Annotated in this window: 20 protein-coding genes; 18 read left to right on the top strand and 2 right to left on the bottom strand. The window is 33.6% G+C overall.

What is annotated here, in order from left to right:
• Positions 1–3: 3 nt before the first annotated feature.
• The 9 genes from DKL58_RS07535 to scrK all read left to right on the top strand — a co-directional run bounded on the left by DKL58_RS07535 (position 4) and on the right by scrK (position 9,730).
• On the top strand, positions 4–1,278 hold the full coding sequence (locus DKL58_RS07535) for a UDP-N-acetylglucosamine 1-carboxyvinyltransferase (protein WP_109586667.1): 1,275 nt from the start codon (positions 4–6) through the stop codon (positions 1,276–1,278).
• A gap of 282 nt (positions 1,279–1,560) precedes the next feature.
• Complete coding sequence (locus DKL58_RS07530; RefSeq protein ID WP_162542347.1) at positions 1,561–4,299, top strand: sigma 54-interacting transcriptional regulator; 2,739 nt, start codon at positions 1,561–1,563, stop codon at positions 4,297–4,299.
• A 127-nt stretch (positions 4,300–4,426) separates the two neighbouring features.
• Positions 4,427–5,200, top strand: a complete 774-nt coding sequence (locus DKL58_RS07525) for a PTS mannose/fructose/sorbose/N-acetylgalactosamine transporter subunit IIC (protein ID WP_109586665.1) — start codon at positions 4,427–4,429, stop codon at positions 5,198–5,200.
• Complete coding sequence (locus tag DKL58_RS07520; RefSeq protein ID WP_239386371.1) at positions 5,193–5,981, top strand: PTS system mannose/fructose/sorbose family transporter subunit IID; 789 nt, start codon at positions 5,193–5,195, stop codon at positions 5,979–5,981. Before DKL58_RS07525 ends, DKL58_RS07520 begins: the two co-directional genes overlap by 8 nt.
• Positions 5,982–5,992: 11 nt before the next feature.
• A complete protein-coding gene (locus DKL58_RS07515; protein WP_109586663.1) occupies positions 5,993–6,481 on the top strand; it encodes a PTS sugar transporter subunit IIB in 489 nt (162 codons plus the stop codon).
• Between the two features lie 16 nt (positions 6,482–6,497).
• Positions 6,498–6,908: a PTS sugar transporter subunit IIA gene (locus tag DKL58_RS07510; RefSeq protein WP_109586662.1), complete on the top strand. Its 411-nt coding sequence runs from the start codon at positions 6,498–6,500 to the stop codon at positions 6,906–6,908.
• A gap of 16 nt (positions 6,909–6,924) precedes the next feature.
• Positions 6,925–8,334 carry a GH32 C-terminal domain-containing protein gene (locus DKL58_RS07505; protein WP_109586661.1) on the top strand — a complete coding sequence of 470 codons (1,410 nt, stop codon included), beginning with the start codon at positions 6,925–6,927 and terminating at the stop codon, positions 8,332–8,334.
• 15 nt (positions 8,335–8,349) lie between these two features.
• On the top strand, positions 8,350–8,727 hold the full coding sequence (locus tag DKL58_RS07500) for a VOC family protein (protein ID WP_109586660.1): 378 nt from the start codon (positions 8,350–8,352) through the stop codon (positions 8,725–8,727).
• A 130-nt stretch (positions 8,728–8,857) separates the two neighbouring features.
• Positions 8,858–9,730, top strand: coding sequence for a fructokinase ScrK (scrK, locus tag DKL58_RS07495; RefSeq protein ID WP_109586659.1), 873 nt, complete (start codon positions 8,858–8,860; stop codon positions 9,728–9,730).
• A gap of 74 nt (positions 9,731–9,804) precedes the next feature.
• Here scrK and DKL58_RS07490 read toward each other — a convergent pair whose 3' ends face one another.
• Together DKL58_RS07490 and DKL58_RS07485 are read right to left on the bottom strand one after the other, a co-directional pair.
• The gene (locus DKL58_RS07490; protein WP_109586658.1) at positions 9,805–10,563 is read right to left on the bottom strand and encodes a DeoR/GlpR family DNA-binding transcription regulator; all 759 of its coding nucleotides are present in this window, start codon (positions 10,561–10,563) and stop codon (positions 9,805–9,807) included.
• A gap of 465 nt (positions 10,564–11,028) precedes the next feature.
• Positions 11,029–12,201: an iron-containing alcohol dehydrogenase gene (locus DKL58_RS07485; RefSeq protein WP_109586657.1), complete on the bottom strand. Its 1,173-nt coding sequence runs from the start codon at positions 12,199–12,201 to the stop codon at positions 11,029–11,031.
• 247 nt (positions 12,202–12,448) lie between these two features.
• Here DKL58_RS07485 and DKL58_RS07480 point away from each other — a divergent pair, with 247 nt between their 5' ends.
• The 9 genes from DKL58_RS07480 (at position 12,449) to DKL58_RS07440 (ending at position 21,813) form a co-directional block, all read left to right on the top strand.
• On the top strand, positions 12,449–13,834 hold the full coding sequence (locus tag DKL58_RS07480) for a Na+/H+ antiporter NhaC family protein (protein WP_109586656.1): 1,386 nt from the start codon (positions 12,449–12,451) through the stop codon (positions 13,832–13,834).
• 32 nt (positions 13,835–13,866) lie between these two features.
• Positions 13,867–15,102 carry an S-methyl-5-thioribose kinase gene (gene mtnK / locus DKL58_RS07475; protein ID WP_109586655.1) on the top strand — a complete coding sequence of 412 codons (1,236 nt, stop codon included), beginning with the start codon at positions 13,867–13,869 and terminating at the stop codon, positions 15,100–15,102.
• A 3-nt stretch (positions 15,103–15,105) separates the two neighbouring features.
• Positions 15,106–16,158 carry a s-methyl-5-thioribose-1-phosphate isomerase gene (locus tag DKL58_RS07470; protein ID WP_109586654.1) on the top strand — a complete coding sequence of 351 codons (1,053 nt, stop codon included), beginning with the start codon at positions 15,106–15,108 and terminating at the stop codon, positions 16,156–16,158.
• A 76-nt stretch (positions 16,159–16,234) separates the two neighbouring features.
• Entirely contained in the window at positions 16,235–16,675 is a 441-nt protein-coding gene (locus DKL58_RS07465; protein WP_109586653.1) for a PTS sugar transporter subunit IIA, read from the top strand.
• A 6-nt stretch (positions 16,676–16,681) separates the two neighbouring features.
• Positions 16,682–16,978, top strand: a complete 297-nt coding sequence (locus tag DKL58_RS07460) for a PTS sugar transporter subunit IIB (protein WP_109586652.1) — start codon at positions 16,682–16,684, stop codon at positions 16,976–16,978.
• Between the two features lie 35 nt (positions 16,979–17,013).
• The gene (locus DKL58_RS07455) at positions 17,014–18,417 is read left to right on the top strand and encodes a PTS galactitol transporter subunit IIC (RefSeq protein ID WP_109586651.1); all 1,404 of its coding nucleotides are present in this window, start codon (positions 17,014–17,016) and stop codon (positions 18,415–18,417) included.
• A gap of 285 nt (positions 18,418–18,702) precedes the next feature.
• Positions 18,703–19,695 (top strand): 2-hydroxyacid dehydrogenase, encoded by a 993-nt coding sequence (locus DKL58_RS07450; protein ID WP_109586650.1) that lies wholly within the window; start codon positions 18,703–18,705, stop codon positions 19,693–19,695.
• 4 nt (positions 19,696–19,699) lie between these two features.
• Positions 19,700–21,154 (top strand): FGGY family carbohydrate kinase, encoded by a 1,455-nt coding sequence (locus tag DKL58_RS07445; RefSeq protein WP_162542346.1) that lies wholly within the window; start codon positions 19,700–19,702, stop codon positions 21,152–21,154.
• 5 nt (positions 21,155–21,159) lie between these two features.
• Positions 21,160–21,813: an L-fuculose-phosphate aldolase gene (locus DKL58_RS07440; protein WP_109586648.1), complete on the top strand. Its 654-nt coding sequence runs from the start codon at positions 21,160–21,162 to the stop codon at positions 21,811–21,813.
• The last annotated feature ends 237 nt before the right edge of the window (positions 21,814–22,050 follow it).

Genomic DNA, 22,050 nt, shown 5'->3' with positions numbered 1-22,050 from the left:
CCAATGAAGCAAATGATAATTCATGGTGGAAAGCCCCTGCAGGGTGATGTCTGGATTGGTGGTGCCAAAAACTCGACTGTTGCATTGATTCCAGCATCAATTTTGTCGCGTACACCTGTAACTTTGGAAGGCGTTCCCAGGATTGCAGATGTTGACAACTTAATGGATCTGCTAAGTGAAATGAGTGTCGCAAGTGATTTTCAAAATACGACATTGCGTATCAATCCAGAGCACATTAAGATGAGCCCATTGCCAAGTGGTAAAATCAAGAGTTTGCGCGCATCTTATTATTTTATGGGTGCTCTTCTTGGTCGTTTTGGTAAGGCTGTTGTGGGCTTCCCTGGTGGAGATGATATTGGTCCCCGCCCCATTGATCAGCATATTAAAGGATTTGAAGCCCTAGGTGCATGTGTAAAAAATGAGAATGATCAAATAAAAATTACTTCACCTGCAGATGGTCTGCATGGTGCTAAAATTCATTTGGCAATGCCTTCAGTAGGTGCCACAATGAATATAATTATGGCATCTGTAACTGCCAAAGGACAAACTATTATTGATAATGCTGCTAAAGAACCTGAAATAATTGATTTAGCTACATTTTTAAATAATATGGGTGCAGTTATCAGAGGTGCCGGAACTGATTCTATTAGGATTGAGGGTGTTGAGCGTCTTGAAGCTAAGACTCCCCATACTATTATTCCTGATCGAATCGAAGCAGGCACTTATATTTCTCTTGCTGGTTGTATTGGCAACGGTATCTGCATTCATAATATTATTGAAGAGCATCTTGATTCTTACTTAGCTAAAGTAGAAGAAATGGGTGTAGTCATTGACGCCACAGAGGATTCGCTTTATGTTTATCCTGCTGGTGATTTAAAAATGACTCAGATTCGCACCTCTTCTTATCCTGGATTTGCGACAGATTTGCAGCAGCCGGTAACGCCGCTTTTGCTTTCTGCTAAGTCTGGTGAAGGTGTCATCATTGACCAAATTTACCCCAAAAGAATTGGACACATTGAGCAATTACGCAAAATGGGTGCAGATATTAAGGTTGAAGACAATATTATTTTGGTTCATCCTACTGCTAAACTTCATGGTACTACGGTTTCTGCTGGCGAAATTCGTGCAGGAGCCTGTTTAATGATAGCGGGTTTGATGGCGGATGGAAAAACCGTTATCAACAATGCTGGCAATATTTTACGAGGCTATGATCGCGTTCAAGAAAAACTACGTTTGCTAGGGGCAAATGTAAAAATTCAGGATGTGCCTGAAAAGTAAAATTTTAATAAATCAATTAAAATAAAAGACTTGGAGTTTGACTGCTCAAAGTCTTTTTTGTGTTCTCACACTAGTTCAAGTTTCTTCACACTAAAAATTTCAAAAAAATTATTTTTTAGCCTTTGATCATTCAAAATCAGTTAAAGCAAACAAAAGATTTCGTATTAGCGACAATTCACAGTTTTCTGAGGTAAAAAAGCTCTGAATAGTTGAAAAATATAGTTTACAATGACGTTTGAAGGTGTTTGCGGTTTAACAAATTGTTTAAATATAGAGGTCAACATGCTAAAAGATGAAATTTTACGTTATTTGGATGCTAAAACCAAAACAATAGATTTGAAAGAATTAAATGCAGATTTAACAGCTGGTGGTGTTGCCAAGGCTTTGAATGCAAAGCGTAATACGGTTAGTTTGTACTTAAATCAACTAACAAAAGAACATAAATTGGTAAAAATTGAAACTCGACCTGTGCATTTTATTCATAAGGCAGAATTTGAAAGGAATAATTTTCGTCTCAAAAACAATATTTATCAATCCGTAGCAAAAATAGAGCAAGAAAATAATAATAAAGATGTTTTAAAAAGACTAACACAAATAAATCCCAGTCTGAAAGAAAGTGTTGAAAGAGTGCGAGCAGCTGTTTTATATCCAAATGGCGGGTTGCCTTTGCTTATAACTGGGGAAAGTGGAACAGGCAAAAGTTATTTAGTTAGTTTAATCAATCAATTTTGTCGTACACAAAAGCTCATTAAGCCAAATGCCCCGTTTATTACTGTTAATTGCGCTCAGTATGCAGATAATCCAGAATTATTAACCAGTAATTTATTTGGTTATAAAAAAGGGGCTTTTACCGGTGCTGATTTTGATCATGATGGAGCTTTTGTAGAAGCTGATGGTGGAGTTTTGTTTTTAGATGAGGTTCATAGGCTGGGTTCAAAGGGACAAGAAAAGCTATTTACGTATCTTGACCAGGGAATTGTATATCCGGTTGGTGAAACGCAAAAAGGCAAAAAAGTGGATGTCAGATTATGCTTTGCTACCACGGCAGACCTGGATACTAATTTTTTGACTACTTTTATGCGCCGAATTCCAGTCAAAATTACTTTGCCACCTCTAAGGCAAAGAAGCAGGGAGGAACGACAAAATCTAGTTTTTACTTTATTTAAAAATGAACAGAAAAAAATTGGTAAAACGCTAAATGTAAGTAGTCAGGTTTTGAAAATGCTTGCTAATTATGAACCCACTGGAAATATTGGTGATTTAAAGAATGCAATTAAGCTGACGATTGCAAGAGCCAATGCAGAAAATAAAAATGAAAAAGAAATATCAATTACCGCTTCATTTTTACCTGATGAGGTTTTGAGTAACAGTAAAATTGATACCTATCATTCACAAAGCAATTCAATTGTTATTAATGATGACACTGAATTGGAAGATCTAATAGCACGTAATACACCTGAAAAACAAGTTTTTCTAAAAAGTTTAAAAAGAATATTATCGACTTATGTGCAAAGTAATCATGATTTACATCAATGTGAATCAAAACTGAAACAGGTTGTTTATCAGCTATTCGATACATTGCTTTTTGAAAAAGATAATAGTAAACAAATACCTTTTTTATCTTATGTAATTGAAAGTGTTAAAAGACTTTTTGATCAGTTAAAAAATGCATATCAATTGAAAATTAGTGGCAATGCCATTTATGCGGTTAGCTATTATCTATTTGAAAGACAAAAAATTCGCTTAGATAATACAGAATTGAAGGATATGCAGGATTTGAGTGATCTTAATAAGGATGTGCAACAGAGATATTCTGACGTTTATCAATATGTTAATCGCTTGATAACTCTGATTAAGGATAATCTTGACATTGACCTAAACGAAATTGACTACGTTTTACTAACTATCTATTTGAACAAATTAGAAATAATTACTAAAACAGGTTTAATTAAAGCAATTGTCATTGCACACGGTTATGCTACAGCGGGAAGCATTGTGAATGTTGTTAACAGATTACTTAATACACACACTCTAGATGCATTTGATATGCCAATTAACGTTAGCACGCAACAAATAGCTAACCAAATAATTGACTACAGTGAGAACAATGACATTTCCCATGGATTAATTATTTTAGTAGATATGGGATCCTTAAAAGAAATAGAAAAACTCTTTCCCCGTCAAATAAACGCTCCAATTTTACTTATGAACAATGTTTCTACTCCACTGGCATTGGAAGTAGGAGAGAGTGTTTTAAAAAAGCGCAGTTTTAGAGAAATAAGTGAAAATGCCAGAAAAATAAGTCACCTGGATATTAAATTAACCTACCCAGAAAGAAATAAAGTTAAGGCCATTTTAACAACTTGTTATTCAGGAATAGGAACTGCAACTCACGTAGCTCGATTGCTAGAACGATGCTTGCCACCGACTAAGAAAATCAAAATTATTCCTTATGATTTTCAAGCTTTGCAAGACACTCATAAAGTTCAGGTAATTAAAAGAATGTATGACGTTGTGGGAATTATAGGCACTGAAGATCCCCAAATTGAAGGAATTGATTTCATTCTCTTGGAAAAAATACTATCTGATAAGGGAACTGAAAAATTTAAGGAATGGCTTGCGGGTTCATTTTCAAATGATGAAATTAGCGGTATTTCAAATAATTTAGTCAAAAACTTTTCCTTAGAACAAACAATCAACATGGTTACTATCTTGGATCCATCAAAGGTAATAGAAAATATTACTATTTTTATTCAAGAACTGGAAAGGAAATTTTCCTTTTCACTATCAAACCAAAAGAAGTTTACTTTATATGTTCATGTTAGCTATTTGATTGAACGCTTAATCAGAAAGGAAGAAAATAATTTAAATCCGGAGTTTGAAGAACAATTTGCAAAGGAGCATGGTCAGGAACTTGAAAAAATAAATTCCGCATTCGGTGTGATAAAGGACAATTATAGTGTGAAAATTCCACGGTCAGAGTTAATTTATGTTGATCAAATAATTTTTAACAGACAATAAAATCTGGCTACAACTGCATTATTAAGTAAAACTCTTTTTCTCTTTAAATTTTGGCACAGTTATTGCTAAGTAACTTTTGAAGTGAAGTAAGTTTAATTGTTTACTATTTTTCAAGAAGGAGAGAAAAATGCTATTACGTAATATTTTAATCGTAATATACGGTTTTATAATTAACTTTGATAAGGAGGGGCCTAAGCTTGGAATTTCTCAACCAGTTGTTGCTGGTTTAATTGCAGGTTTGATTATGGGTAATGTAGAAACAGGACTCTATATCGGTGGTACCCTACAGTTAATGACACTTGGAATTACAAGTTTCGGTGGCGCCTCTGTCCCTGACTATCAGACGGCAGCCTTAATTGGTACTTACCTGGCGATTGCCACAAAGCAGTCTGCTGCGATTGGTATCACACTTGCGATTCCAATTGCTTTGCTGATTGTCCAGGTTGATGTTTTAAAATGGTCAGCAAATATTTTCTGTCAACAGAAGGCTGAAAAGTATGCCGATCAGGGAAATTACCACATGATTAACTGGATGCAGTATCTTGCTACATTGTTTACCAGTTTTGTTTCCGGTATACCAGTTCTTTTAACAGTAATTTTAGGGCCTAAGATTGTTGGTAGCTTCATTAACTATATTCCTGCTTGGCTTTCAGGTGGTCTTAAGACCGCTGCGGGAATACTGCCAGCAGTTGGTATTGGAATGCTATTGCAATATTTACCAACTAGAGATTATTTCTCATATTTAATTATTGGCTTTGTTTTAGCAATTTATTTAAAGATGCCGATTATCGGTATTTCCTTAATTGGTTTTGCTATCGCGTTAATCCTATATAAAAATCAATCAAAAAAGCAAAATACAACTGAGGAAACTGTAAATGGGGGAGCTAACGAAGATGAGTAAAATGAAAAATATTTATAGAAAAGTAATGAATCGTTGGATTATATTTGGCGCAACTTCATTAAACTATGAAAAATATGAAGGTTTAGGGTACACATATGCTATGTTGCCTTTCATTGAAGAAAATTATCAAGATGATCCAGAGGGTAAGAAGACTGCTATTAAAACCCAGCTGCAATTCTTTAATACTACTCCATATACAGCACCATTTATTATGGGTGTTGACGTAGGTATGGAAGAAAAAGGTAAAACTGAATCTCTTGAAGCAGTTAGTGCTTTAAAGACTGGATTAATGGGACCTTTAGCTGGTATAGGAGACAGTTTGTTTGTCACTATTCCTTGGACTATTTTTGGCGCAATTGCTGCTAATATGGCGTTACATGGAAATGCTTTTGGCTGTATTATGTGGGTTGTTGCTTCAATTCTTTTACGACTAACAGCTTATCCACTATTTAACGTAGGGTATAGATCCGGAACCAAAATGCTTTCCTCATTAAATACCACTTTAAAGTCTCTGACAAACGCAGCGTCGGTGTTGGGACTGATGGTTGTTGGTGCCCTGGCAGCAACTATGGTTAAGGTTAATTTGGCATTTACTTTTAAACAGGGGAAGCTGACAATGACTGGAAACAGCATATTAGATCAAATTATGCCAGGATTGTTACCTGCAGCTGTTGTTGCTCTGATATATTACCTGCTTGGTAAAAAGGTAAAACCTCTTTACGTAATTCTAATTGTATTGGTTGTTTCTGTAGCGTTGAATGCTATGCATGTTTTAGCTTAGAGGTAAGCAAGATGACAGAAAGCATGGAAGGAATTATTCACGTAAGAATTGATGATCGCATGATTCATGGGCAAGTGGCTACTCAGTGGAGTGGTCGCTTGAACGCCACAAGAATCATGGTTATTAACGACAGTATTGTAAATGATGATATGCGAAAAACGGTTGTGAGACTCGCTGCACCAGCTAATGTTAGTACATCAATTTTAAGCAGACAGAAAGCTTTAACTAATATCAAAAATGGGAAATATAAGGGACAACGTGTTTTACTAATTTGTGTGTCTCCAGTGGACGTTAATTACTTGATTGATAATGGATTACCAATTAAGTCAGTAAACGTTGGTAATCTGGCACAGAGAGATGGAACAGAACGTATACGTCCTTCGGTTAATGTAACTCCAGAAGAAAAAGAGGCATTTAAAAAGTTAATAGGCCGCGGAGTTGAAGTCACTGTAATACCTACACCGCAGAGTCCTACCGTTTATTTAAAAGATTATATTTAAAAAGGATTTGAATTTAATGTTTAACGTTATCATTGCTACACATGGTAATCTTGCTACCGAGTTTGAAAAAGTATTAAAATCCTTTTTTGGCAAAATAGATCATTTAAAAGCCATCAATCTAGGTGATCAGGGGATAAACGCTTTTTCCCAAAAAATAGACCAAGTTATTGCACCCTGCTTAAATGAGCCAACAATCATATTTTGTGATATTGCAGGGGGAACCCCTTTTAATGAATTAGCCAAAAGAAGTATAAATTGGCACAAACAAGTTGCATTATTTGGTGGGGTAAACTTGCCAGTACTTGTGGAAACATTAAATATGCGGATGCAGGGAAAAAACATATACGAAGTTATTGGAAAAATTACTGCTATGTCTGCTTTAATCAGGTTTAATATGAAAAATGCTAAAAAGGCTGAAGACGAATAGAGGAAAATTATTAGATATGCAAAAAATATTTTATAAACCAGAAGATCGTTGGTTTGGCGACTGTATGCCATTCTTTAATGAAGAAGATCAAACTTTTTACTTGTTCCACCAAAGAGACACGCGCAGACCTGAACCTTTAACTGATCCATTTGGCTGGTCGCTCGTAACTACTAAAGATTTTGTAAATTTTAAGGATTATGGCGAGGTTTTACCTAAAGGTCCTCATGATTCTGCAGATCAATTTATATATGCTGGTAGTGTCACACAAGGAAAAGATGACAAAGTAGCTTTTTATACAGGGCATAACCGTCAGGCAAAGTTAGCTAAAAAAACTTCAGAAATTTTAATGTCTGCTAACAGTAAAGATTTAATTCACTGGAATAAAATGGGTAAAGCCAGCAGTTTAATACCACAACCTGGGTATGACCATAATGACTGGCGTGACCCAATCGTTGTTTATTCTGCAGAGCACAAGTCCTATATTTTGGTTTTGGGCGCAAGACTTCCGAGTGATAAAAAGAAGCCAACGGGAAGATTAGTATATTTTGAATCTCCAGATATGAAAAACTGGGCGTTTAAAGGAGACTTTTGGACGCCTAATGAATTCAACATGATTGAAATGCCGGATTTATTTGAAATAGAAGGTAATTGGTACCTTTTATTTTCAGAATATTCAGAAGACAAGCGGACGAAATATAGAATCAGTAATGATTTATTTGGCAACTGGCATTCATTAAAAGATGAGTTCTTTGATGGTAAAGCCTATTATGCTGCCAGATCAGTTGGCAATGAAAAAGCAGGTCGATATTTGAGTGGCTGGGTAGCAACAAAAGAGAACAATGATGATCTCGGTAATTGGGATTGGGGTGGCGCTTTTGTTCCTCATCAGATTGTTCAAAGAAAAGATAAGACACTGGGTGTAACCTTGCCGCAAACAATAATTGACAATTTTGCAAAAGTTGAAACAATTCCATCTTTTGAAATTGGAGAAGCCAACGGTAAAAAAGAGCATACTGTAATTAATGAAGTTCCGGAACAATTCTTAGTTGAAGCACAGCTCGAAGTAACAGATGATACTAAAGAATTTGGCATAAAGGCTTTTGTTAACGATGAAACCAGAGAGGGCTATCAGTATAAAGTTTCTAAACCTGAACATGCACTTAAATTTTCCAGAACTCCTAATTATCCGTGGCCACAATATTTTGATGCTGGTTTAGAGCGACCACTCTCACTTGAAAAAGGTAAAAGATATGATATTAAGTTGATTGTTGATGCTAGTATTATCATAATCTATATTAACAATATTGCTTTAAGTGCTAGAATGTATCATAAAACAGGAAGAGAATTCAGCTTTTTTGTAAATGAAGGCAAAATTGCTGTTTCTAATGTTAAGTATTACACTGAATGGCAAGATACTGTTAGATAAGTTTGAGGTAACAAAATGATTTTTAATGGCTTGCAACATGTAGGCATTCCGACAAAAAAATTTGATGAAAGTGGAGATTTTTATCAAAGCTTAGGCTTTAAGTTGGTGAATACTGAAGATAATCAAGGTAGCCGAGTGGCATTTTATCAGTTAGGAACATTAATGCTTGAGAGTTGGGAATCCCCTCAAGAAGCTCCAGGAAAAGTAGGGTCAATTAATCATATTGCGCTTGATACCAACAATATAAATCGTGCATTTGCCGAAGTTCAAAAATTAAATGTACAGTTTGTTGAAAATGGAATTCAAAGTTTGCCTTATTGGGAAAATGGTATTAAGTATTTTAACTTCTACGGACCGAATAAAGAAATATTTGAAGTCTGCCAGAAGCTGTAATAATATTCGGGTTTCGCCTGCTAAATAGTTAAAATATTATTTGGCAGGCTTTTATTTAAGAAAATTTTTTCGGATCTAGATTGAGGGTTATAATAAATAATATCTAAATAAAATAATTAAGGAGATATAAATGTTACTAGGATCAATTGAGGCCGGTGGTACAAAATTTGTATGTGCGGTCGGCAATGAGAATTATCAAATTAAGGATCAAACAACTTTTCCCACTACGGCACCAGAGGAAACCTTACAAAAAACGGTAGATTATTTTAAGCAGTTTGAAGTTGATGCAATTGGAATTGCGTCTTTTGGACCAATTGAGGTGCGGAAAACGGCACCTAATTATGGCTTTATAACTGATACACCCAAAGAAGTCTGGAGCAATACTGACTTTGTCGGATTTTTGACTAAAACAATTAAGGTTCCAGTTTTCTTTACCACTGACGTTAATGGTTCTGCTTTTGGTGAATATGTAATGTCGCAGCTATCTAATGAAGATGTTGATTCACTCGTTTACTACACGATTGGCACTGGTGTCGGTGGCGGAGCTATTATTAACGGCAAGTTGGTAGGCTCTTTAGGTCATCCCGAAATGGGACACGTTAAAGTTAAGCGCCATCCAGATGACTTGGATTTTGCTGGTGTTTGTCCTTTTCATAAAGATTGCTTGGAAGGTTTGGTTTCAGGTCCTACATTTGAAGCACGTCTTAATAAATCTGGAAAAGATGTGCCGCTTACCGATCCTGTGTGGGATATTATGAGCTACTATGTAGCACAGGCTGTCTTGCAAGTCACTTTAATTTTACGCCCGGACAAAATTGTCTTTGGCGGCGGCGTTACCAGTGAAAAGTTTCTAGAAAAAGTACGACGTGATTTTGCGACATTACTGAACGGTTATGTGCATGTTCCACCACTTGAGGAATATATAACAATGCCGGAAATCAGTAATAATGGTTCTGCGACTGTTGGTGATTTTGCTTTGGCAAAAAGATTATTACGAGAATAACTCTAAAAAATAAAAAGTGCTCTTAAGCGAGATATGTTTAGGAGCACTTTTTAAATGTTTTTAATTTAAATAGATTAAATTTCTTTAATAAAGAAAGAATACTTTTGAGCCGCACTTTGCCATGAATTGCTGTCATTTATTTTATCAGTAATTATTCCGTCAATTTCTGTTAACGGACTTACAGAAAATGCTGAAACAGAATCAAGTTTTGAATGATCAGCAACGATTAAAGTATGCTTGGCTCTTTTAATAAATGAACTAAGCATTTTTGAAGAAGAAGCACTTTTATCTGTTATTCCGCACTTTACATCAATACCAGATGGACTTAAAACAGCATAATCGGCGTTGAATGAATTATATAATTCTGGACTTTGTGTTTTGAAACTCATGTTTTTCTTATTTAAGGAACCACCAATCATGTAAATATCGATATTATCATTCTTTAAAGCTATATTTGCGCAAGTAAGAGAATTGGTGATTACTTTTAATTTTTTACCGTCACTCAATAATTTTTTCAAAACTTGAATAGATGTAGTAGAAGAATCAATAAATAATGTATTACCATCATCTATTAAATCTGCTGCTATACTTGCAATTTCTTTCTTTTCATTTACTAGCATTTTGTCCCGAGCACTATAGGGTACACTTTTATTATATTCAAACGAATAGGCTCCGCCATGCACTCTACCTATTTTCTTTTTGGAAGATAGGTAATCTAAATCTTTTCTTATGGTTTCTTTTGACACTTTGAACCTCTTAGAAAGATCGTTAACCGATACACTACCATTAATCTTTAAAATATTTTCTATTTCATTTAATCTTTCAAATTTCATATTTTTATTTTTCCCCCCTTGATAATTGTATCTAAAAACCCTTATTATGCCTACTTTTTAAACGATCATGAATTGCTGGAATTAGTATTATCAATGAAATCGCTACAGCAATTATATTTGGTAGAAATTTAATCATCATATTAATTAATAAAAGAATATAAACGATAAGGATAAATAGATTATATATCTTCTTCATACAAGTTTCTCCAAAAAAATAAAAAGTAAATATAAAATTATTTGTATCTTTTTAAAATAAAAAGTTTTCATTCAATGTTGTTACTTATAGAAAAAATTTATCTTTTCCGTTTTATGATGTTTAAATATTAAAAAACAAGTCCTTTATTGTCTTGAGTACCAAATTGAAATTATAGGGGGGAAAATAATACTCATTAATTGGACTTGCTTTCTAAGTTTTATCTAAAAGTAAGGAAGGATATATAACGGAAAAATAATTAGTTTTCTTTTTTATAAAGCATATTTATAAATCTGTACAATGTCATCTGAAGTTAATTTCTTATAATGTCCTATAGGATTACTGTCATTTTGTGTCGCGTTAAGTGCCATCTTTTTGAAATTACTGTCATCTTTTATTCCCACTTCACGCAAATTCTTATGCATACCAACATTTGAAAAATATTCTTTGAATTTCATAATAACAATATCGATAATTTCTTGATTGCTGTATTCGAAACTGTCAAGATTGAACAGTCTCTCACCGAGTTGAATAAATTTTTGAGGTAAGAATTGACTGGTATATTTCATCCATGCTGGAAATACAATTGCCATACCCTCACCATGGGTAATGCCGTATTCAGCACTTAGCTCGTTTTCGATTCTATGAGATGCCCAGTCTGGCTCACGCCCACATTCTAAAAAACTGTTATGAGCAACAATTGAAGACCACATGATTTCAGCACGCACTTGGTAGTCTTCTGGGTTCTGTTTAAGTTTTGTAGCAGTAACCATCAAAGCCTTAATTGCTCCTTCAAGAAGTCTGTCAGTCAAATTTACATCTTTTACAGTAGTAAAATAACGCTCAAGCATATGGGTCATCATGTCAGAGAGCCCAGCTCCAGTTTGATATAAAGGAAATTTTAAAGTATATGCTGGATTCATAATTGCAAACTTGGGCAGAATAATATTGTTTTCTAAAGTAAGTTTATGGTCTTTATTGTTAACAATACTGTCATTTGACATTTCTGATCCTGAAGAAGCAGCAGTTGAAATAATCCCAACAGGTAATGCAGCTTGAGGTTCAGCTTTGCCTGTATAAAAATCCCAAGTTTCACCATCATAAAGAGCTCCTGCCGATACAGCTTTGGCAGTATCAATAACAGAACCTCCACCCACTGCGAGAATAAAATCGATGTTTTCCTTTTTGACAGTATCAACCAGCTTGTCAATTAACTCTATTCTAGGATTAGGTACTATTTCGCCGTTCTCCTGGTATGTAATTCCATATTCGTTAAAACTAGTTTTTATTACTTTTGAAATTCCTAATGTTTCATAGTAGTCACCACTATAAAGCACTAGGGCTTTTTTGGTTTTACTGTATTTATTGGCTAGTTTGCCGATAAGTTTTTCTTTTCCTTCGCCAAAATAAATTGCGACAGGATTATGATAATTAAAATTTTGCATATTTACCTCCAAATAAATAATTTTTTAACTAACAACTTGTTCACATGAACTACTAAAAGTATTTCACAATATGAAATCGATTTCAATAGTTTTGACAACAAAAAGTTATTTTTCAAAGATAATCGATAAAATAAAATTTCTTTTTTATCTTTTTTGTTTGTTTTGTATTGATTTGCAAATTATAGCTGTTATAATTATTTACTGTAAGCGCTTGCTAAAAAAGAGTAGTTAAGTTAAGAGGTTAATTATGGATGAACAAAAAGTAAAAGGGTCATTTACTGGTCTTATGCCACTTATTGGATTTTTGATTTTATATGTTTTATCAGGATTAATTAGTGGCAAATTTGATAGTATGCCTTTGTTGGTGGGAATGATCATAGCTGCGATTATTTCCTTTGCTATACCACCGCAAAATGGACAAAAAAATATGAAATTATCTGAGAAAGTAAAACTTTTTTGTCAAGGTGGAGGAGAAACAAATTTAATGACAATGGTCGTTATATTCATTTTAGCAGGCGCTTTTCAGGGTGTTGCTACTAAAATGCATGCAGTTTCTTCGGTTACCAACTTAGGATTGAGTATATTACCGCAAAATTTAATTCTACCTGGAGTATTTCTCATTGGTATGATTTTAAGTTTTGCAATGGGAACATCAATGGGTACGATTGCTGCATTGATGCCAGTTGCTATAGATGTTGCTAATAAAACAGGTGTGAATCCTGCATTAATGGCTGGTATTGTAGTTGGAGGGGCAATGTTTGGTGACAATAATTCATTTATCTCCGCTTCAGCAATAGCCGCAGTTCAAAGTCAAAAAGTTTTGATGCGTGATAAGTTCAAATTAAATTTTCTTGCTTATATACCGGCTATAATTATTAACTGTATTGCTCTGGCATTTGTGCCAATCAAGAGTGTTTCTTTAACTAGTGGTTATCAGTTTAGTTTCGTCGATATTATTCCTTATGCTTTGGTTATAATATTGTCTTTAATTGGTATGAATGTAATGTCCGTACTAACATTAGGTATAGTTTCTGGTATATTCATTGGAGTGTTACATGGTGATTTTGGTTGGATAAGCTCAATGGCATACATTCAAAAAGGCATGGCCGGCATGGAAGATATGGCTATTATTGCCGTATTTGTTGGTGGCGTAGTCGAAATGATGAAGTATCTTGGCGGAATTCAATGGCTAATTGATAAGCTCGGACAATATACTAAAACAAAACATGGAGCTGAACTTTCAATTGGAATGCTAATTATTTTACTTTGCATTGCTACAACTAATAATACAATTGCAATCGTTGCTGTTGGTCCGATGGCAGTTACCATTGGTAAAAAATTTAATTTATCGAGAAAACGCGTGGCAGCAATACTTTCTATGTTTGCTACAAACGTTCAGGGACTAATTCCATATGCAGGTCAGCTGCTAGTTTCAGGTGGTATGGCAAAAGTTTCTCCTGTTTCTGTGATGCCTTTTGTTTGGTATTGCTATTTAACTTTAATTTCAGCAGTGGTTTTTGCATTCATTAGTTTTCCTAAGAGCAAAAAAGAAGATACTTATAATAATTTTGAGGCTTTGGATGACGAAGGGCATTTGTCAAAAGATTTTTCCAATCAATCTGTAACTGCTTAAAAATCAGATAATGTTAGTTTTTAGGAGGAAATATGGACTATAAAAGATATTTTAATCTAAACGAAGAAAATGCTAAGCAATATGTAATCGATCATACCAATTTTTTTGAACATGAAAATGCTCAAAAATTGAAAGTAAAAGAAGTAAGTGATGGCAATATTAACCATGTTTACAAAGTAAGTGATGGTAAAAAATCATTAATTTTAAAGCAAACGGGAGAAACCATTAGAACTTCTGGTAATCCTCTTGATCAGTATAGGGGTCATATTGAAGAAAGATGTTTAGAGATTCAGCGTAAATTAAGTGGCGGACAGGTTCCCGAAGTTTATGATTACAATGAGACCATGCATGTAATATTGATGGAGGATGTTTCCAATTTTAAAAATTTGCGCTATGAGTTACAAAAAAAGCATATTTATCCTAAATTTGACGAACAAATAAGTAATTTTATGGTTAATGTTTTACTTCCCACAACTGACTTAGTGTTAGAAAGTACAACCAAAAAAAACTTGGTAAAAGAATTTGTTAATCCTGGAACTTGTCAAATTAGTGAAGATCTTGTTTTAACAGAACCTTATTATGATTATAATAATAGGAATACTTTTGATAAACGGCTAACTGATTTTGTGACAATTAATTTATACAATAATGATGTGCTGAAAGCCAACATTGGTCAATTGCGCAATAATTTCATGAATAATGCTCAAGCTTTAATTCATGGCGACTTACATAGCGGATCAATTTTTATCAACACTGACGATATTCGTGTCTTCGATAGTGAATTTGCTTTTTACGGTCCCATTGGTTATGACATTGGGAATGTGATTGGTAATTTGATATTCCCTTATGTAGTACAGAAAACTTTTCAAGCTAAATTTAAAGAAGATAATACCGAAATTATTAGTTGGCTTCACGACGCTATTAAGAATGTTTTTGACAAAACTTTTACCAAATTGGCCAATAAATATGATCAAATTGTTGAATTCCCATTTTACCGTGAGCGTGAATTTAAAAATCAGTATTTGCGTTCTATCAAAAATGATACTTTAGGTTATGCGGGTACCGAAATAATTCGCAGAACAGTTGGAGATTCTAAAGTAATTGAAATTACGTCAATTGAGAATCAAGAAATAAAAAATTTAGTAATGAAAATACTAATAAAGATCGGAATTGATTTGATCCTAAATCGCAAAGAATATAACAATGGCACTGAGATTATTTTAGATATAGATGTGATTATCGCACAAATAATTAAGCAGGAGGGATAAATTATGCAAAGACAAGATAGCGGTATGCCATTTCTTTTACAATACGAAAATGTCGCTTGGTATGAGGATGGACAAGTAAGAATATTAGACCGTAGAGTATTTCCAGGTCAAAAAAAGTTTGTTTATTGTAAAACTTATCAAGAAGTTATTAAGGCAATTCAAGATATGGTTACTCAAAGTGCCGGTCCATATACTGCCGTGGGCATGGGAATGGCTCTTGCTGCTTATCAATGCAAGGATAGGTCAGAAGACGAACAGATTTCCTTCCTAACTAAAGCAGCTTGTGAATTAGGTAATGCAAGACCTACCACAGCAAATAGATATTCAGCAATAACCAATAGAGCATTGAAACAACAAAAGGAAGCTATCAAAAATGGTAAGTCAGCTATTGAAGCAGCCTTTAATGACACAATAGATTCTTTAAACCGCCGCTATATGACTATGCAAAAAGTTGGCAATTATTTAGTTGATATTATGCCAAATAATTCAAGTTTTTTGACTCAATGTTATGGCGAAACCATTATTGGAGCCATAATTAGAAGAGCAAAAGAGACGAATAAAACTTTAAAAGCCTATGATGCCGTTACTGAACCCTTTTTACAAGGTAGCAGACTAACTGCCAGCTGTTTTCAAGAAGCTGGTTTTGACACTACAGTAATTGACGATAATATGGTTAATTTTGTTCTTGAAAGAGGAGACATTGACTTCTATACATCGGCTGCTGATACGATTGCTATGGATGGTCATATAGCTAATAAAATTGGTACAAAGCAAATAGCTATCTTGGCTAAAAGAATTGGGATACCGTATTTTGTTACTGGTATTCCTGATCAAGACAAATTAACTGGTGAAACAATAAAAATAGAATACCGTGACTCAAAACAGGCTTTACAATTTGGAAGTCAAAAGATTGCAGTTGATGGTGTTAATTCCATTTACCCCGCTTTTGATATAACCCCACCATATTTAATTGACGGTATTGTAACAGATAAAGGTATATTTTCACCCTATAATCTAAGTGCTTACTCAAATTTTGGTAAAGAGAACTTTTATTAAATACTTCAATATTAAGAAATGTTTTTAAAAGTCAAGCACTACTCAATTAAGGCATTCTTCTAATAGAGGTGATTAGATGAAATTCAATAAAAACTTGCTTTTAGACAATCTTGAGGTAGAACAAGAAGAATTATTTAAATTGGCGGCGGATAAGCTGTTCCAAGAAGGTTACACAAGGAAAAGTTATTTAAAAGCTTTAGTTAAAAGAGAATCAGTTTTTCCAACAGGATTAAGAACAAAATCAGTCGGAGTAGCAATACCCCACTGTGATCCTGTCAATATTAAAAAAGACGGCATATTGGTTGCTCGGCTAAATAAACCAGTATTGTTTCGACAAATGGGTGACTTTGAGACTAAAGTTGAGGTCTATTTGGTTTTCTTTATTTGTTCAACTGGAGGCCAGGAACAACTTAAAGATTTGCGTGAACTTATGGCTTTATTTCAAGACAAAAACTATTTAGATAAGGTTTATCATTCAAAAAATATTTATAACACACTCATATCATGGAAGGAATAGATAATTATGGCAAAAGTAATAAATCTTTTAGCAGTTTGTGGTTCAGGAACAGTCAGTTCGACAATGGTGGCTGAAAAAGCGTCTGCTTATATTGAGTCATTAGGTTATACGGTTAATTCACAAGAGTTAAACCCACAACAGGCTTCGGAAAGAATTCCAGAAGGTCAATTCGATATTGTTGTCTATACTTCTCCAATACCGGGAAATTTTGATGTACCAATCATAAATGGTACAGGACTGTTAACAGGAATTGGCGAAGAAGAAGTATATTCTCAAATCAAAAAAGCCTTAAAAATTGAATAACCTAATTATTTATAAAAGAAAGGTGGGAAGAAAATATGCAAACTTTTAAAACAATTATGGATACCTTTGGTCCAAATATTTTTGTCCCGGTTGTTATCTTTATTATTTGCTTATTTATGAGGATTAATGTAAAAAAGGCATTTAATTCAGCAATTTTAGCCGCAGTTGGATTAGTTGGTTTTAGTATGATAACTGACTACTTTACTCCAGTAATTTCTCCGGTGGTAGATAAAATGTTAAAAATTGCTCATCTCAATCTACCAGTTTTGGATATTGGATGGCAGGCAACAGCCGTAATAGCATACTCAACCCGTATTGGCATGATTTTCATCGGTATCTTACTAGTTTTCCAAATATTTTTATTTGCGGTAAAATGGACAAATGTTTTTATGCCAAGTGATTTGTGGAATAATTACTCATTGATACTTTGGGGGTCAGAATTATACTTAATGACTAAAAATGTCTGGCTGGCCAGTTTCTTAATGCTTTTCGGCAACTTAGTTTGTTTATTGTATTCAGAAATGATTGCTACCAGGTGGTCTACTTATTACGGCTATCCTCAATGTACGCTGACTGCGCCACACCAAGTATGTAATGTACCAATTGCATTAATTTTAAATTATGTTTTATCTAAACTAGGAGCCGACAAAATACAACTTAATCCTAAAAAAATTCAAGAAAAGTTAGGCTTTTTGGGTGATCCAATGATTATTGGATTCATTGTCGGAATGCTATTAGGCTTGATAGGAAACTTTACTATGCTGACCTCAATTAAATCTTGGGGGCAAATTTTAACTACTGCTGTTACTACAGCTGCTGTTATGACTATCTTTCCAAAAGTGGGTAGCATTTTTGCAGCTTCATTTTCGAGTATCACTTCTGCTTCACAAAAATCAATGAAGAAAGGTGGTCGTGAATGGTATGTTGCTGTCAATGATGCACTAGGTTACGGTGAAACTGCTACTTTGACTACTGGAATTTTGATGATTCCATTTGCTCTTATTCTCGCTTTTGTTCTACCTGGTAATTTAGTTGTGCCAGTAATGTGCCTTACAGGCTTTGCTTATGACTCTGAAATTAATGTAGCCTTATCAAACGGAAACATTTTTAAAGCTTTGATTATGGATATAATAATATTCACAGGTCAGCTCTATATCGGTTCTTATTTTGCACCAATGTTTACTAAGATTGCTAGAGAAACAGGAGTAACTATGCCAAAGGGGAGTCTTATGGTAATAGGTTTTGTTGCTGCTAACATTCTGATGGGGCTAATCACGATCGGATTTTTAACGAAAAATCCTCTTATAATTGGAATAATAGTATTGCTGTATGTCGTTCAATTCATATACTACAAGAAGAATAAACAGAAGGTGACTGATATTATAGAGAAACATTCGGATTACTCGGATAGCCTAAATAAAAATTTAAAAGTGTCATAATTTATTAAAAATAGCCAAATGATGAATTACTGTTTGTCCAAACAGCTATTCATCATTTTTTATGCTTTAAAACGGTAAAAAAGACAATAAAAGTAATAAAAAAGTTGCTTTTTTTACTGTTTTTTATTGTATTTAGAGTTTGCGATGCTATAATGAAACTGTAAGCGCTTATAAAAACTTGTAAGGTTGAATATTAGGAAAGTAAATTTCTTTTCTGAGCCTTACATGCTTAATAAACAAATTATTCCTGGAATTCAAAGTTTTAAAATGTTTGAGGAGTTTTATATGAAAATTTATATCAGAGCTGAGATAACTGAAAAATATCGAGAACAATTAAAGCAGTATTTTAGTGAAATTGTCTATGATCCATGGACAAAGAATGGTGAGCGCTTTTATCCAGATGAAATGGCTAAAAAGATGTCAGAGATTAATCCAGATGTGCTCATTACTGAATTAGATCAAATCAATGACAAGGTTTTAGCCAAATCATCAAATTTGAAGGCTATTGTAGATTGCAGATCTACACCAGAAAATATTGATGTAGATGCGGTTAATAAATACAAAATACCCTTAATACATACCCCAGCAAGAAATGCTGAAGCTGTTGCTGAAATGTTGGTCGGTCTGATAATTACCAAGCAAAGACAGATTATTCAAGCAAACAAATGGGTGCTGAATGGAAATTGGAAGCCGGGCACAACTCCTTATTATATTTGGAAAGGTCACGAATTATATTCGCAAACAATAGGCTTTGTAGGTTTTGGAGCTGTTGCTAAAACGGCAGCAAAGTTGCTTGAAAATTTTGGCTGTAAAATGCTATTTTATGATCCTTATGTTGAATCAACGAATACTAGCGCAAAAAAGACAGATTTAGAAACTTTGTTTACAAATTCTGATATTGTTTCTCTTCATCTACCAGTAACTTCAGAAACTAAAGGTATGATTAATCGCAAATACCTTAGTTTAATGAAAAAGAGTTCCTTATTTGTAAATACATCTAGATCAGCGGTGGTAAATACTGAAGACTTATATGACTGTTTAGCCAAAAAGCAGATTAGTGGAGGCATTATAGATGTTTTAGATGTTGAACCACCTGAAAATAAAGATGATCTAAAATTAGCTTTATTAGATAATGTAATTTCAACACCACATATTTGTGGCTCAACATATGAAGTGGTTTTACATCAATCTGAAATTGCAGTAAATTCACTGATAAATTATCTTAAGAAAAATTATCAAAAAGCCAATATTATTAATAGTAATGTTTTAGATGGTTAATATAATGAATAATAAAGACTTTTATTTATTAATTGATGTTGGTACAGGTAGCAGCAGAGTAGCTCTTGTTGATGAAGATAGAAGAATTTATGATATTCAGCATGTTAAAAATGTTTATCAGAAAGATAATTTTGGAGGCATGTTTATAGATTTTAAATTATTTTTGAATAATTTAGAAATCGTGACAAAGAGAGTACTGGAAACTTTTGATATAAATATCTCTGCTATAACAGTTTCAGGAGCAAGGCAAACTTTTTTCTGCCTAAATAAAAACAAAAAAGTTATCTTTGGTATTCCAAATATAGATGACAGAGGGAATCGTTTTGTTAGCAAATATTCAAAGTTTCAACAGTTAGTTTTTGATAAAACTGCTAGAAATATTTCAGGTGATTTTCTTGCTATGAAATTAGCTGGGCTAAGAGAAGAACGACCAGAACTTTTTCATAAAGTTTATTCATTTACCAGTTTAAGTGAATTGTTTGCTTTGTTATTCTGTGATAAATGTATTATTGAACCTTCTCAAGCAGCTGAAACCCAAATATTTAATCTGTTTGAAAAATGTTGGGATCCAGAATTAATTAGTATTTTTCAGTTAGATTCAATTTCCTTACCTGAACTTGTGGTTTCTCAAACTATATATCAAATTACGAATAAAGATTTATTAAGAAAATTTGGTATTAGAAATGATGACTGCAAGTTTATAGTTGGTGGTGCAGATACCCAGTTGGCTATGAAAGCCGTACTACCAGATAATGAAAAAAACACTTTATGTTTAGTTTCAGGTACAACCAGTCCGATCAATTTAAGAACAAAGACTCCTGATATAAATAAAGATCATTGGTTAGATTTGGACTTAAAAGGAAATAATTATGTCTTAGAGTATAATCCGGGAGTAACCGGACTTAACTATGAGAAAGCCAAGAAATTCTTTCTTCCAAATAGTTCTTATCAAAGTATTGAAGAAACGGTAGATTTGAATAATATTCAAAATATATTTGCCAGCTTTACCACTCAAAGTTTTTTAAAAAAGAATAATGCTCGCAAATATGGGGGATTTTTCATTTCGCCTCCTTTTCCAGATTCGATAACTAAGGAGCAATTAATTGGGGCTATAGCATTAGACATTGGATTTTCAATCGCACGTAAAGTTAAACAATTAAAAAGGGATCAGAATTTTAACTATAAATCAATTGTCGCTTGCGGTGGAGGATTAAATTCTAGAATAATACCACAAGTTGTCGCAAATATAACTGATTTGCCGGTAAAGGTTTATGAAAACTTCCAGGAACCATCAATTATGGGATGCTTTGAAGTGATTAATTCTGCTTTAAATAAGAATAATCAAAGCAGTATTTCAAAAGTTAGATTTGAATATTATCCCCAAGAAAGCAAAGCTTTGCAGGATAGTTTTGAAGTATGGGAAAATTTGAATTTAAGCATAATACAAAATAAGGAGTAGCATTTATGGATTATTTGAATGAACGCAAAAAAATTGTTGAATATGGTAAAAAATTAGTTGACGAGGGTCTGACTACTGGCACAGGCGGGAACCTTAGCATATATGTTCCTGAAGATCAGGTTATGTTAATCAGTCCTTCAGGTATTAACTATTATGATACAAAGCTTGAAGATGTAGTGGTTATGGATCTAGACGGCAATATTAAGGAAGGAAATCGCAAACCTTCCAGTGAATTTGCAATGCATTCAATTTTTTATAAAAATAAACCGGGTGTGTTGTCAGTTATTCATGCTCACGCAGATTTTGCCACAGCTATGTCTTGTTTAAGAAAGAATGTTCCGCCAATTCACTATGTAATTGCTGATATGTGCAAAGAACTTAAATGTACAGATTACAAGATTTACGGCTCACCTGAAATTGCTGAGGAAGCATATAGAGTAATGGGAGATGATCATGGTATTTTATTAGCCAACCATGGGCTTTTAGCCACTGGAAATTCGATTGAATCTGCTTTAGGTAATGCTGTTAATATAGAATTTTTATGTAAGCTATATATTTACGCTAAGTCTGTGGGTGAACCAGTTGCACTGACAGATAAAGAAATGGATGCAGTTGCTAAAAAATTTACTAATTATGGTCAACCGAAATCCAAAAAATAGTATTGCAGCTACTAAAGCTCAATTAGACTAATAACAACCACCAAACTAAATAAGTACCAAAACTTATAGTCACTTTCAGGTAATTTTTCCACCAAAACTTAGGAATTAAAAATTATTTTCAAAATATAAAAGAGGATAGCTCACTTAATTTAGGAATTATCCTCTTTTCGTTTAATCTAATTATAAAATCATATACCCTTGAATATATAACTAATAAGCAGTCAGCTATACTGAAAA

It is taken from the genome of Lactobacillus kullabergensis (assembly GCF_003151025.1).
GTDB classification, from domain to species: domain Bacteria; phylum Bacillota; class Bacilli; order Lactobacillales; family Lactobacillaceae; genus Lactobacillus; species Lactobacillus kullabergensis.
Note: the sequence above shows the minus strand (reverse complement) of the source record. Positions and strands in the feature narration are given on the sequence as shown.